The organism is Glycomyces halotolerans (assembly GCF_054779575.1).
This window is the reverse complement of record NZ_BAAGXZ010000004.1, coordinates 98,333-109,765: the sequence shown is the minus strand read 5'-3', so window position 1 is coordinate 109,765 and position 11,433 is coordinate 98,333. Positions and strand designations below refer to the sequence as shown.

10 protein-coding genes are annotated in these 11,433 nt (G+C 70.2%); 7 read left to right on the top strand and 3 right to left on the bottom strand.

The features are described 5' to 3' along the window. Nucleotides 1–47: 47 nt before the first annotated feature. Nucleotides 48–998: an ROK family glucokinase gene (locus ACYVL2_RS05350; RefSeq protein WP_460540945.1), complete on the bottom strand. Its 951-nt coding sequence runs from the start codon at nt 996–998 to the stop codon at nt 48–50. Nucleotides 999–1,324: 326 nt separating this feature from the next. Between ACYVL2_RS05350 and ACYVL2_RS05345 the strand changes: the two genes are divergently transcribed. From ACYVL2_RS05345 to ACYVL2_RS05335, 3 genes are read left to right on the top strand one after another with little or no spacing between them, the layout of a single operon-like run. Further along, nucleotides 1,325–3,121, top strand: coding sequence for an AMP-dependent synthetase/ligase (locus ACYVL2_RS05345; protein ID WP_460540943.1), 1,797 nt, complete (start codon nt 1,325–1,327; stop codon nt 3,119–3,121). Nucleotides 3,122–3,130: 9 nt separating this feature from the next. Further along, nucleotides 3,131–4,909, top strand: coding sequence for a sensor histidine kinase (locus ACYVL2_RS05340; RefSeq protein ID WP_460540941.1), 1,779 nt, complete (start codon nt 3,131–3,133; stop codon nt 4,907–4,909). Further along, entirely contained in the window at nt 4,906–5,577 is a 672-nt protein-coding gene (locus tag ACYVL2_RS05335) for a response regulator (RefSeq protein ID WP_460540939.1), read from the top strand. The genes ACYVL2_RS05340 and ACYVL2_RS05335 overlap by 4 nt, the downstream gene beginning before the upstream one ends. Nucleotides 5,578–5,582: 5 nt before the next feature. On the opposite strand, the gene ACYVL2_RS05330 is transcribed toward ACYVL2_RS05335, so the two are convergent. Beyond that, on the bottom strand, nt 5,583–6,719 hold the full coding sequence (locus tag ACYVL2_RS05330; protein ID WP_460540937.1) for a glycosyltransferase family 4 protein: 1,137 nt from the start codon (nt 6,717–6,719) through the stop codon (nt 5,583–5,585). A 131-nt stretch (nt 6,720–6,850) separates the two neighbouring features. Between ACYVL2_RS05330 and ACYVL2_RS05325 the strand changes: the two genes are divergently transcribed. Further along, nucleotides 6,851–8,185: an NYN domain-containing protein gene (locus ACYVL2_RS05325; RefSeq protein ID WP_460540935.1), complete on the top strand. Its 1,335-nt coding sequence runs from the start codon at nt 6,851–6,853 to the stop codon at nt 8,183–8,185. Here ACYVL2_RS05325 and ACYVL2_RS05320 read toward each other — a convergent pair. Next, entirely contained in the window at nt 8,173–8,610 is a 438-nt protein-coding gene (locus tag ACYVL2_RS05320; protein ID WP_460540933.1) for an RDD family protein, read from the bottom strand. The genes ACYVL2_RS05325 and ACYVL2_RS05320 overlap by 13 nt on opposite strands. Nucleotides 8,611–8,888: 278 nt before the next feature. Here ACYVL2_RS05320 and glnA point away from each other — a divergent pair, with 278 nt between their 5' ends. From glnA to ACYVL2_RS05305, 3 genes are all read left to right on the top strand, one after another. Next, nucleotides 8,889–10,313: a type I glutamate--ammonia ligase gene (gene glnA, locus ACYVL2_RS05315; RefSeq protein ID WP_460540931.1), complete on the top strand. Its 1,425-nt coding sequence runs from the start codon at nt 8,889–8,891 to the stop codon at nt 10,311–10,313. Nucleotides 10,314–10,398: 85 nt separating this feature from the next. Next, complete coding sequence (locus ACYVL2_RS05310; RefSeq protein WP_460540929.1) at nt 10,399–11,094, top strand: AzlC family ABC transporter permease; 696 nt, start codon at nt 10,399–10,401, stop codon at nt 11,092–11,094. Beyond that, a complete protein-coding gene (locus ACYVL2_RS05305) occupies nt 11,091–11,402 on the top strand; it encodes an AzlD domain-containing protein (protein ID WP_460540927.1) in 312 nt (103 codons plus the stop codon). Before ACYVL2_RS05310 ends, ACYVL2_RS05305 begins: the two co-directional genes overlap by 4 nt. Nucleotides 11,403–11,433: the final 31 nt, after the last annotated feature.

The following is an 11,433-nucleotide window of genomic DNA, read 5'->3' as shown; positions in this document are numbered from 1 at the left end:
AACGGCCGGGGGCCGGAGGCGGTGCCTCCGACCCCCGGCCGTGTCGTTCAGCCGCGGTGGCGGGCCAGGTCGGCCGCGCCGATGACGCCGGCCCTGGAGCCGAGCTCGGCGGCCTTGACCTCGGCGACCGGCAGGGTCGCGCGCTTGGCCAGCGCATCGGTGTAGTGCTTGCGGATCGGTTCGAGCAGCACGTCGCCGGCGTCGACGACGCCGCCGGCGATGATGATGACGCCGGGGTCGATGAGCTGGACCATGTCGGCGGCGGAGTTGCCGAGGTAGTAGCCGATCGAGTCGAAGGCGGCGAGTGCGACCTGGTCGCCGGCGCGGGCCGCTTCGGTGGTCTGGCGGCCGGTGATGGCGTCGGGGTCGCCGCCGGCGAGTTCGAGGAGGATCTTGGCGGCGTCGCGGTCGGCTTCGGCGCCTTCGCGGGCGGCTCTGGTGAGGGCGCGGCCGGAGGCGTACTGCTCGAGGCAGCCGGTGCGGCCGCATCCGCAGAGACGTCCGTCGGGGACCGAGCGCATGTGGCCGATCTCGGCGGCGACGCCGTGGGTGCCGCGCAGGAGGTTGTCCTTGACGACGATGCCGCCGCCGATGCCGGTGCCGACGGTGTAGAGGACCGAGGAGCGGAAGCCCGCGGCGGCGCCGTAGCGGTGCTCGCCCCAGATGGCGACGTTGGCGTCGTTCTCGACCACGACCGGGAGGCCGACGGCCTCGGAGACCTTGTCGCGGAGCGGTTCGTCTTTCCAGGAGACGTTGGGGGCGAGCATGACCGTGGAGCGGTCCGAGGAGATCCAGCCCGCGGCGCCGATGCCGACCGCCTCGACGTCGCCGTGGCCTTCGCGCAGTTCGTCGACGACGGCTTTGACCGCTTGGATGACGCCGGGGGTGTCGTCCGCCGGGGTGGGGCGACGGGCCGTGGCGAGGATGTTGCCGGTTTCGTCGACCAGGCCACCGCCGACCTTGGTCCCCCCGATGTCGACCCCGATTGTCAGACTCACTGCTGTCCCTCCAGCGGTTTTTGCGAACGTGATCGGTGGATTCTCCGCGACGCTGCGGGCCAACGACAGACTTTACGCGACGTTTACAGCCCCCGGTCACCGCCCTTTTTCTTAAGTCCTACGGAAGGTAGCACCTGAGGCGGGGGCCGAGCGGGGGTCGCGCGGGCGGTCGGGTCGGTCTCCGGCGGCACGGCCGCGACCGGCTTTGTCTATCATCATGGTTCAGCTCACAATCCCGCCGGACGAGCTGAAGTGACCCGGCGGTAACATACGGGTCAGCCGATATACACAGAGCCGTGACCCGGCGTTTCGAACGGAGCCTGCCCATGCGCGAGTTCGCCGTCCCCCCAGTGGTGACTGTGCCCGATGACGACAACACCCTCACGTCGCTGTGGGACGCCGCCGAGAACCGACCCGATACGGTGCTGTACTCCCGCACCTTCGACGACGGCGCCACCTGGCACGAGGTCACCGCGGCCCAGTTCCGGGAGGAGGTGATCGGTGTGGCCCGCGGTCTGAGCGCGGCGGGCATCCAGCCCGGCGACCGCGTGGCCCTGATGTCGCAGACCCGCTACGAGTGGACCCTGTTCGACTACGCGATCTGGACCGCCGGCGCGGTCACCGTCCCGGTCTACGAAACCTCCTCGGCCGACCAGGCCGAGTGGATCCTGACGGACTCGGGGGCCAAGGCCGTGGTCGTCGAGACCGCCGAGCACCGCGAGCTGATCGAATCGACCTCGGCCGAGGTCACGGGCCTGTGGGCCATCGACGAGGGCGCGGTCGAGACCCTGACCGAGGCCGGCGAGGGCGCCGAGGTCGACATCGAGGGCCGCCGCACCGCCCGCAAGGCCGACGACCTGGCGACCATCATCTACACCTCCGGGACCACCGGCCGGTCCAAGGGCTGCATGCTCACCCACCGGAACCTGCTGGCCGACATCCGCAACGTCCTGCCGGAGGTCCCCAACATCCTGCACGAGAACGCGCGGATGCTCATGTTCCTGCCGCTGGCGCACGTGCTGGCCCGGATCCTGCAGGTCGGCGGCATCGAGGCGCGCATCAACCTGGCGCACTTCTCCGACCGGTCGAAGCTGAGCGCGATCATGCCGGTGGTCAAGCCGACCACGCTCCTGGCGATCCCGCGCGTGTTCGAGAAGGTCTACAACAGCGCCTACCAGCGGGCCGCCGACGACGGCAAGGCCCACCTGTTCGAGAAGGCCGCGGCCTGCGCCAAGGAGTACAGCCGCGCCCTCGACACGCCCGCCGGCCCCGGCCTGCTCCTGAAACTGCGGCACAAGCTGTGGGACGCGCTGGTCTACACCAAGCTGCGCAAGGCGCTCGGCGGCGAGTGCACCTCCGCGGTCTCCGGGGGCGCGGCCCTCGGCGGCGAGCTGGGGCACTTCTTCCGCGGCGTGGGCGTGACGATCTTCGAGGGCTACGGGCTCACCGAGACCTCGCCGGTGCTGTCGCTGAACCTGGAGACCGCCATCAAGATCGGCTCGGTCGGCCGGCCCACCCCGGGCACGGCCCTGCGCGTGGCCGAGGACGGTGAACTGCAGGCCAAGGGCCCGCAGGTCTTCCCGGGGTACTGGAACAACGACGCGGCCACCGCCGAAGTCCTCGACGCCGACGGCTGGTTCTCCACCGGCGACATCGCCGAGATCGACGACGACGGCTACGTGACCATCACCGGGCGCAAGAAGGACCTCATCGTGACCTCCGGGGGCAAGAACATCGCCCCGGCCCCGCTGGAGAAGGTCATGGACTCCCACCCGCTCATCGCCTACGCGATGGTCGTCGGCGAAGGCCGCCCGTACGTGGGCGCACTGATCTCCCTCGACAGCGAGATCCTCCCCGACTGGCTCGAACGCCACGGCAAGGACCGGAACCTCGCGATCAGCGACGTCGTCGACGACCCGGAGCTGCTCGCCGAACTTCAAACGCAGGTCGACCGGGCCAACGCGACCGTCTCGCGGGCCGAGCAGATCAAGCGATTCCGGGTGATCGCGACCGAATTGAGCGAAGACGCCGGAGAAATCACTCCCTCAACGAAGGTCAAACGCCACGTCGTCGTGAAAAAATACTCGGACGACATCAACGCGCTGTACGACAAGCAGAGTTAGCGAGGCTGGATGAGCGAGGAGGCCGGGCTGGAGCGGCAGTGGCGGCTACCCGCCGTGGCTCTTCGGGCGGTGCTCTTCGCCCTCGTCGCGGTCTTCGGATGGGCGACGGTCGGCCTCGTGCCGGCCGCCACCTGGTGCGGCATCCTCGCACTGGCCGCGCTGCCGGGCGTGGTGCTGCCCCACCACCGCCTCCTGGCGCCGGCCGGGCGCCTCGCCGAGGTCGCCGTGGTCATCCTCGGCACGCTCGCCACCGACGGGCTGCCGGCGTGGATGCTGCCCTACTTGATCGCGCCGTTCGCCGCAGCCGCGTTCGACGCCGCCGGCCCCGGTGAGCCGAGCCGGTACGCGCGCCTCCGCGACTGGGGGCCGCCGACACTGGTGGCCTTGACCGCGGTCGGGCTGCTGGTCCAGACGCCGCGGCTGTCGGCGTTCGACCGCGGCACCTACGTGACGACCGTGGCCGTGGCCCTGGCGTTCGGCATGGCCTCGGCCGTCGGGGCCTGGTGGCTGCGCCGCTCGCGACGCTCGGACGTGACCCATTCCAAACTGCCGTACGCCGAAGCCGCGGCGCTGCTGACCCAGCTGCGCGTGGTCGCCCGCCAACTGCCCGGATCCACCCTCGATCCCGGCGGCATCGCCACCGAGATCGTCGACACCGTCGAGCGCATCCCCGGCGCCGACCGGGTCGCGGTCCTGGCCGCCTCGTCGGGGCGGCGCCTGGTCGTGCTGTCCCAGCACGCCGACGAACGGGTCGACTGGGAGACCTCCCCGCAGATGAACGTGCTCTTGGCCGACGCCTGGGCCGGTCAGAAGCCGCAGGCCGGACAGCTGCCGCTGTCGCGGTCGACGCAGGGACCGGTCGCGTCCCTGGTGATCCCCCTGGTCGCCGAAGGCCGAACCGTGGGCCTGGTCGCCATCGAGTCCGACGACCCGGCCGCGTTCGGCGCCGAGGCGATCACCGCCGCCGAAGAGCAGACCAAGGGCGCCGCGCTCCGGCTCGAGACGGCCCTGCTGTTCGAGGACGTGCGGTCGATGGCCACCACCGAGGAACGCCAGCGCCTGGCCCGCGAGATCCACGACGGGATCGCTCAGGAGCTGGCGATGCTCGGCTACGGGATCGACAACGCGATGGCGGTGCTGCCGCCGGAAGCCGGTGAGGCGGCCACCGAGCTGGAGGATCTGCGCTCGGAGGTGACGCGGCTGGTGACCGAGCTGCGGTTCTCGCTGTTCGAGCTGCGTTCGAACGTCGACCGCCAGGGGGGATTGGCGTCGGCGATCGCGGACTATGCTCGTACTGTGGGCGCCTCCGCCGGGCTGCGGGTCCACCTCTCGCTGGACGAGGGCGGTGCTCGGCTTCCGGCCAGCACCGAGGCAGAGTTGCTGAGGATCGCGCAGGAGGCGATCACGAACGCCCGTAAGCACGCCCGGGCCGAGAACCTGTGGGTGACCTGCGAGGTCGACCCGCCGTACACGAGGATCGAGGTCACCGACGACGGTCAGGGCCTGGCCGGTGAGGCCTCCGAGGGCCGCTACGGGCTGGCGATCATGAGCGAGCGCGCCGAGCGGATCCGCGGTTCGCTGGAGATCCGGCCCCACCAGCCGCACGGCACGACCGTGGCGGTGGTGCTGGGCGCCTCGACCCGTCCGACCCCGAAGACCGCGCCGACCCATCCGGGATCCGATCAATGGGCCGCCGCCGACCGCACCGCCGCAACTGAAGACAGCACTTCCGCGCCCGTCGGGCCCGCTGGGGGGTCCGAGCCTGCCGATGAGGAGAGAGACGAATGACTGCTGACGCGCCTGAACCGACCGGTCAGACGACGGTCTTGATCGTCGACGACCATGATCTGATCCGCAAGGGCCTCCGGCACGCCTTCGACCGCGACCCCGAGTTCGAGGTCGTCGGCGAGGCCGACACCGCCGGCGAGGCGCTGCGTCAGGCGTCGTCGCTGATGCCGAGCGTGGTGATCATGGATCTGCGACTGCCCGACGGTTCGGGGCTCGATGCGACTCGGAAGCTGCGGAAGTCGCATCCGACGATGGGCATCGTGGTGTTGACGATGTACGCCGGCGACGACCAGTTGTTCGGTGCGCTGGACGCGGGGGCGAGTGCGTTCGTTCCCAAGAGCGCCCCGGCGAACGATGTGGTGTCGGCGGCGCGGCATGCCTCGTCGAATCCGACGGCGTTCAGCGCCGCGGATCTGGCCGAGGCGATGCAGCGGCGCTTGACCCCGTCGGGCCCGCAGTTGTCGCCCCGGGAGTCGCAGGTGCTGAAACTGCTGGCCGACGGGTTGTCGGTGGCGGGGATCGCGAAGCAGTTGTACGTGTCCGAGTCGACGGCGAAGACGCACATCTCGAAGCTGTACGAGAAGCTGGGGGCGGGCAACCGGGCGCAGGCGCTGATGACGGCGTTGAAGCTGGGGCTGCTGGAGGCGCCGGACCAGCCGAAGTTCTAGCCGGTCTACACCGTCTCGCCGTAGAGCATGGCCTCGAGTCGGCCGGCCTGTCGTTCCCAGGTCCATTCCCGGCATGCCCATTCGCGGCTGGCCTCGCCGAGTTTGCGGGCCAGTGGCTCGTCGGAGAGCACTTGGGTGAGGCGGTCGGCGATTTCCCCGGTGTCGCGGCCGTCGACGACCCAGCCCGACTGGTCGTGGAGGACGGTGTCGGGGGCGCCGCCGGAGTCGCCGGCGATGACGGGGAGGCCGCAGGCGGCGGCTTCGAGGAATACGGCGCCGAGTCCTTCGACGTCGAGGCCGCGGCGGCGGGTCCGGCAGGGCATCGCGAAGACGTCGCCTGCGGCGAAGTGGGCGGCGATTTCGCCTTCGGCGACGGCGCCGGTGAAGGTGACGGCGTGGTCGACGCGGTGGTGGCGGGCGAGGGCGCGCAGGCGTTTCTCGTACGGTCCGCGTCCGACGATGAGCAGGCGGACGTCGCGGCCGACCTGTTCGCGGACGTGCGGGAGGGCGGCGATGAGTTTGTCCTGGCCTTTGCGGGGCACGAGTCGGGAGACGCAGACGATGACCGGTTTGCCGTCGAGGCCGTGGCGGGCGCGGACGGGACCGCCGTCGACCTCGGGGTTGAACATGTCGGTGTCGATGCCGAAGGTGAGTTGCTCGAGCCGGGTGAGGTGCGCGGCGACGGGGGCGATGCGACGGTAGGTGTAGCCGCCGAGGTAGGTCATGACGTCGAGGGAGCGGGCGATGCGACGCAGCGCCTGGCGGGTTCCGGGCATGGCGGCCCAGCCGACCTCGTGGCCGTGGGTGAGGGCGATGGCGCGCTGGATATCGGTGTCGCGCAGGAGGCGTCCCGCGATGAGTCCGAGGGGCGCGGCGGCGCCGAACCAGACGCGGTCGCAGCGGTGTTCGCGGGCCACGGCGGTGACGGCGCGGGCCACGCGCGGAGTCGGCAGCAGCATGGCGGCCCGGTCTCGGACCACTGTGAACGGTTGAGCGGCGTCGAATTCGGAGCTGCCGGGCGAGGTGGAAGTGTACACGACGAGGTCTTCGGACGGCAGTCTGAGCGCCATGCCGTGCACGAAAGTCTGTATGCCGCCCTTGCGGGGCGGAAAGTCGTTGGTCACCAGCAGTGTGCGGCTCATCATGACCCCCTTCATGACGGGTCCAGTCTGACATGCCCGGTTGGATTCCGATGGAATCCGAGATGACCTGTCGGTGGGTTTCGTTCTGGTCGACCGGTGAGCTCGGCGGCCGCGATGGCACACTGGTGCCCATGATGAGCGGCGACGATGAGGCCCCCGCACCGTCCGAGGAGTCCGGTTCGGCGGTGCTGTTCCTGGCCGAGTCGGTGCGTCGCAGGACCGTCGAGATCGCCGCGGCGGCGATGCCGGGCTTGGCTCCGGCGAAGGTTCCGGCTCGGCTGCGGAAGTTCCTGAAGTTCAGTCCGTCGAAACGGGCGAAGCTGGCGCGGGCCGAGATCGCCGCGGAGTTGGCCGAGGGCGACCGTTTTCGCTCGGAGGTCGGCAAGGTGCTGGAGTCGACCGACGCGCCGCTGGTGCGGGCGGTCCGGGACGGTGAGGCGTTCTCCGCGATGAGCGATCCGGCGGAGGTGGCGGCACTGGCGTTTCTGCTGCGACCGGCGGGGTGGGAGCGCCTGGTCGAGGAGGCGACCGCGGCGATCGGCCCCGAGTCCGAGGAGCGGCCGGCGGCGCCGGACGCGGCGGTGGAGCGTCGCCTGGCGTCGGTGGAGAAGGAGAACCGGAAACTGCGCGCGGCCCTGGCCGACCAGCGTTCGGCGGCGGCGAGGCTGCAGGAGGACCTGCGCAGAGCGCGCCGGGACCTGCGGGAGGCGGAGGAGCGTGCCGAGAAGCTGGCCGGCGATCTGGCTTCGGAGCGGGGCAGGATCAAGCGCGCCGATGCGGAGCGGCGGGTCGAGCGGCGACGCCTTGAGTCCGCAGTGGAGGATCTGCGGTCGCGGTTGGAGGAGGTCCGGCGCGCCGACCGGGAGTCCGATCGGCTCACTTCGTCGCGGCTGTGGCTGCTGATGGAGACCCTCACCGGGACCGCCTCCGGGCTGCGTCGGGAGCTGGGCCTGGATCCGGTCGACGAGCGACCGGCCGATTATGTGGCCGATGAGCGGTGCGCCGAGCCGGAGCGGCGCGGCGGCGAGGGCTCGAGGGGCCTGGAGCCGTCCGATCCGCAGCGGCTGGACCATCTGCTGTCGCTGCCGAATCCGCATTTGATCGTCGACGGCTACAACGTGACCATCAGCGCCTGGGGCGATTCCCTGACACTGGAGCAGCAGCGCAACCGGCTCGTGCAGGGACTCGGGGCTCTGGCGGCGCAGACGAACGCGGAGATCACGGTGGTCTTCGACGGAGCGGACCCGATCTTCGGGGCGAAACCGAGCGCGCGCGGGGTGCGGGTGCTGTTCAGCGCGAAAGGCGAGATCGCCGACGACGTGGTGGTGGACCTGGCTAGGGTCGAGCCGAAGGGACGGCCGGTGGTGGTGGTGTCGTCGGACCGGGAGGTCGCCGAGCGGGTGCGGCGCCACGACGCGTACGCGGTGCCGTCGCCGCTGCTGGTGCGGCGGCTTCAGCGCCTCTGAGCGGCGCGGGTCTTGAGCATGACCGAGCCGGCGGCGCGGTCGTGGAGGCCGCGGTGGTAGGGGTCGGCGAGCGCGGTCAGGGCCGGCAGGACCAGGGACAGCAGTACGGCCCGGACGAGGGCGCGTCCGAGGCCGAGGCGGTCGCCGGTGGTGGCCGAGACGCACGCGATCTTCATGACGGCCATGCCGAGGCTCTGGGTGCCGACGGTGAAGCAGCTGGTGTAGTAGACGATGAAGAGGATCGGCGTGGTGAGGTTCACGCCGTTGAAGTCGAGCTGGAGCAGGCCGAGGGCCTCGAGCAGGTAGGTGAACACCAGGCAGGCGACCCAGTCGATGAACAGGGCGGTGAACCGCTCGCCCAGGCGGGCCAGATCCTGTCCGGCCGTGGCACGGTCGGGTGGGGCGCCACCGCGTTGGCTTGTCATGGGCGCGAGTCTACGGGCCGGTTGTTCACGTTCGAGTTCTGGTGCCTTGAGCTGTGGGTACGGTCAAGGTGTCCCGGTCGGCGCGGCGCAAGTAACACGCATGAAACATTTGATTTACGCTGAGGCAACTGATCGCGGCTAGCGTTTCGCCTAATACCTTCGGTGTCGACATCGACGTCGGTGCCCGGCCCCGGCCCGCTGGATCATGGCTCGCCAACACCGCCATGGCAGTGCGCGAGCCGCGAACCAGCTCAGTACCTACCGAGAGGAACACCTTCGTGTTTTCCAGCCCTGACGAGCTCCTCGGATACGTCCGCGACAACGACGTGAAGTTCATCGACGTCCGATTCTGCGACCTGCCCGGCGTGATGCAGCACTTCAACATGCCGGCCTCGTCGTTCGACGCCGACACGCTGGAGGAGGGCCTGGCGTTCGACGGGTCCTCGATCCGCGGATTCCAGGAGATCCACGAGTCGGACATGCTGCTGCTGCCCGACGTCGCCACCGCGTTCGTCGATCCGTTCCGCCGGCAGAAGACGCTGGCGTTGAACTTCTTCATCCACGACCCGTTCACCCGCGAGGCCTACAGCCGCGACCCGCGCAACATCGCCAAGAAGGCCGAGCAGTACCTGGCCGGGTCCGGCATCGCCGACACCGCCTACTTCGGAGCCGAGGCCGAGTTCTACATCTTCGACTCGGTGCGGTTCGACACCGCCGCCCAGCACGGCTTCTACTACGTCGATTCGGTCGAAGGCGCCTGGAACACCGGCGCGGTCGAAGAGGGCGGCAACCTCGGCTACAAGCCGCGCCACAAGGGCGGATACTTCCCGGTCGGCCCGGTCGACCACTTCGCGGACCTGCGCGACACGATGGTGACCAACCTCGTCGAGGCCGGGCTGACGATCGAGCGGGCCCACCACGAGGTCGGCACCGCCGGCCAGGCCGAGATCAACTACCGCTTCTCGACCCTGCTGCACTCCGGCGACGACGTCCAGAAGTTCAAGTACATCGTCAAGAACACCGCCACCGCCGCGAACAAGACGGTGACGTTCATGCCCAAGCCGCTGTTCGGCGACAACGGCTCGGGGATGCACACCCACCAGTCGCTGTGGGCCGGCGGCGACCCGCTGTTCTACGACGAGACCGGTTACGCCGGCCTGTCGGACACCGCCCGCTACTACATCGGCGGCCTGCTCAAGCACGCCCCGAGCCTCCTGGCGTTCACCAACCCGAGCGTGAACTCCTACCGGCGCCTGGTGCCTGGCTTCGAGGCACCGGTCAACCTGGTGTACTCGCAGCGCAACCGCTCGGCGTGCACCCGCATCCCGGTCACCGGGTCGAACGCGAAGGCCAAGCGCGTCGAGTTCCGCGTGCCGGACCCGTCGAGCAACCCGTACCTGGCGTTCTCGGCCATGCTCATGGCGGGCCTCGACGGCATCAAGAACAAGATCGAGCCGCCGGCGCCGGTCGACAAGGACCTGTACGAGCTCGGCCCCGAGGAGTACGGCGAGATCGAGCAGGTCCCCGCCTCCCTGGACCGGGTGCTCGACAACCTCGAGGCCGACCACGACTTCCTCACCGAAGGCGGCGTGTTCACCGACGACCTGATCGAGACCTGGATCTCCTACAAGCGGGAGAACGAGATCGACCCGATCCGTCTGCGTCCGACGCCGCACGAGTTCGACCTGTACTACGAGGTCTGAGCGGTAACGACCGACTAGGGCGCGGCCTGCGGGCCGCGCCCTTCGTCGTTTGATGGCCCGACCGGCGGCGAGGCATACTCGGTCGGTGCTCTCCAGTCTTCTCCGCGGCGCCGACCGGGCGCTGCTGCGCGACGTCGCGGCCCTGGCCGCGGGCATCTTCGTCGCCGCGATCTCCTTCGGCGCCATCGCCTCGGCGCAGGGCCTCCCGTGGTGGCAGTCGTCGGCGATGTCGCTGCTGGTGTTCGCCGGGGCCTCCCAGTTCGCGACCGTCGGGATCATGACCGCGGGCGGCGGCCTCCTCGCCGGGGTCGCGGCCGGGCTGATCCTCAACATGCGGCACGTGCCGTACGGGATGGCCGTCGGCGACGTCTACTGGAGGAGCCTGCGGTCCAAACTGGTCGGCACGCATCTCTTGATCGACCAGACCGCCGCGTTCGCGCTCGCGGCCGGCGACGACCGGGAGCGCGCCCGGACGGCGTTCTGGACGGTCGGGATCACGCTGTTCGTCACCTGGAACGTCGGCTCGCTCGTCGGCGCGATCGCCGGCCAGTTCATCGCCGATCCGGCCACACTGGGGCTCGACGCGGCGCTCCCGGCGATCCTGCTGGCGCTGGTCATCCCGGGACTGCGCGACCGGCGCACGCTTCTGGCCGGGATCGTGGGCTCCGCGATCGCACTGGCGACCGGCTTCGTGCTGCCGGCGGGTGTCCCGGTGCTGCTGGCGCTGCTCGGCCTCGTGGTGATGTGGCGGCGCGGCGAGCGGAACGGAGAGGGCCGATGACGATGATGGCGGCGATCATCGCGCTGGCGGTCGGCACGTACCTGATCCGGCTGTCCGGGCCGCTCCTGCGGGAGCGGATCACGGTCACCGAATCGGCCGAGAAGGTCGTGAAGGCGGGGGCGACCGTGGTGCTGCTGGCGCTCACGGTCACCTCGACGCTGCTGGTCGAAGGAGCGTGGGCGGGATGGGCCCTCCCGGCAGGGGTCGTGGTCGGCGGCGCGTTGGCGTGGCGGAAGGCGCCGCTGGCGGTCGTCGTGGTCGCCGCGGCGGCCACGACCGCGCTGCTGCGGCTGGCGGGTGTCGCCTGACGTCGCCGATGGTTCGATCTCCGTGCACGAG

Coding starts and splice junctions, on each gene's coding strand:
- ACYVL2_RS05305 (WP_460540927.1), top strand. CDS start 11,091: ATGACGATGATGGCGGCGATCATCGCGCTGGCGGTCGGCACGTACCTG.
- ACYVL2_RS05345 (WP_460540943.1), top strand. CDS start 1,325: ATGCGCGAGTTCGCCGTCCCCCCAGTGGTGACTGTGCCCGATGACGAC.
- ACYVL2_RS05340 (WP_460540941.1), top strand. CDS start 3,131: ATGAGCGAGGAGGCCGGGCTGGAGCGGCAGTGGCGGCTACCCGCCGTG.
- ACYVL2_RS05325 (WP_460540935.1), top strand. CDS start 6,851: ATGATGAGCGGCGACGATGAGGCCCCCGCACCGTCCGAGGAGTCCGGT.
- ACYVL2_RS05330 (WP_460540937.1), bottom strand. CDS start 6,719: ATGAGCCGCACACTGCTGGTGACCAACGACTTTCCGCCCCGCAAGGGC.
- ACYVL2_RS05320 (WP_460540933.1), bottom strand. CDS start 8,610: ATGACAAGCCAACGCGGTGGCGCCCCACCCGACCGTGCCACGGCCGGA.
- ACYVL2_RS05335 (WP_460540939.1), top strand. CDS start 4,906: ATGACTGCTGACGCGCCTGAACCGACCGGTCAGACGACGGTCTTGATC.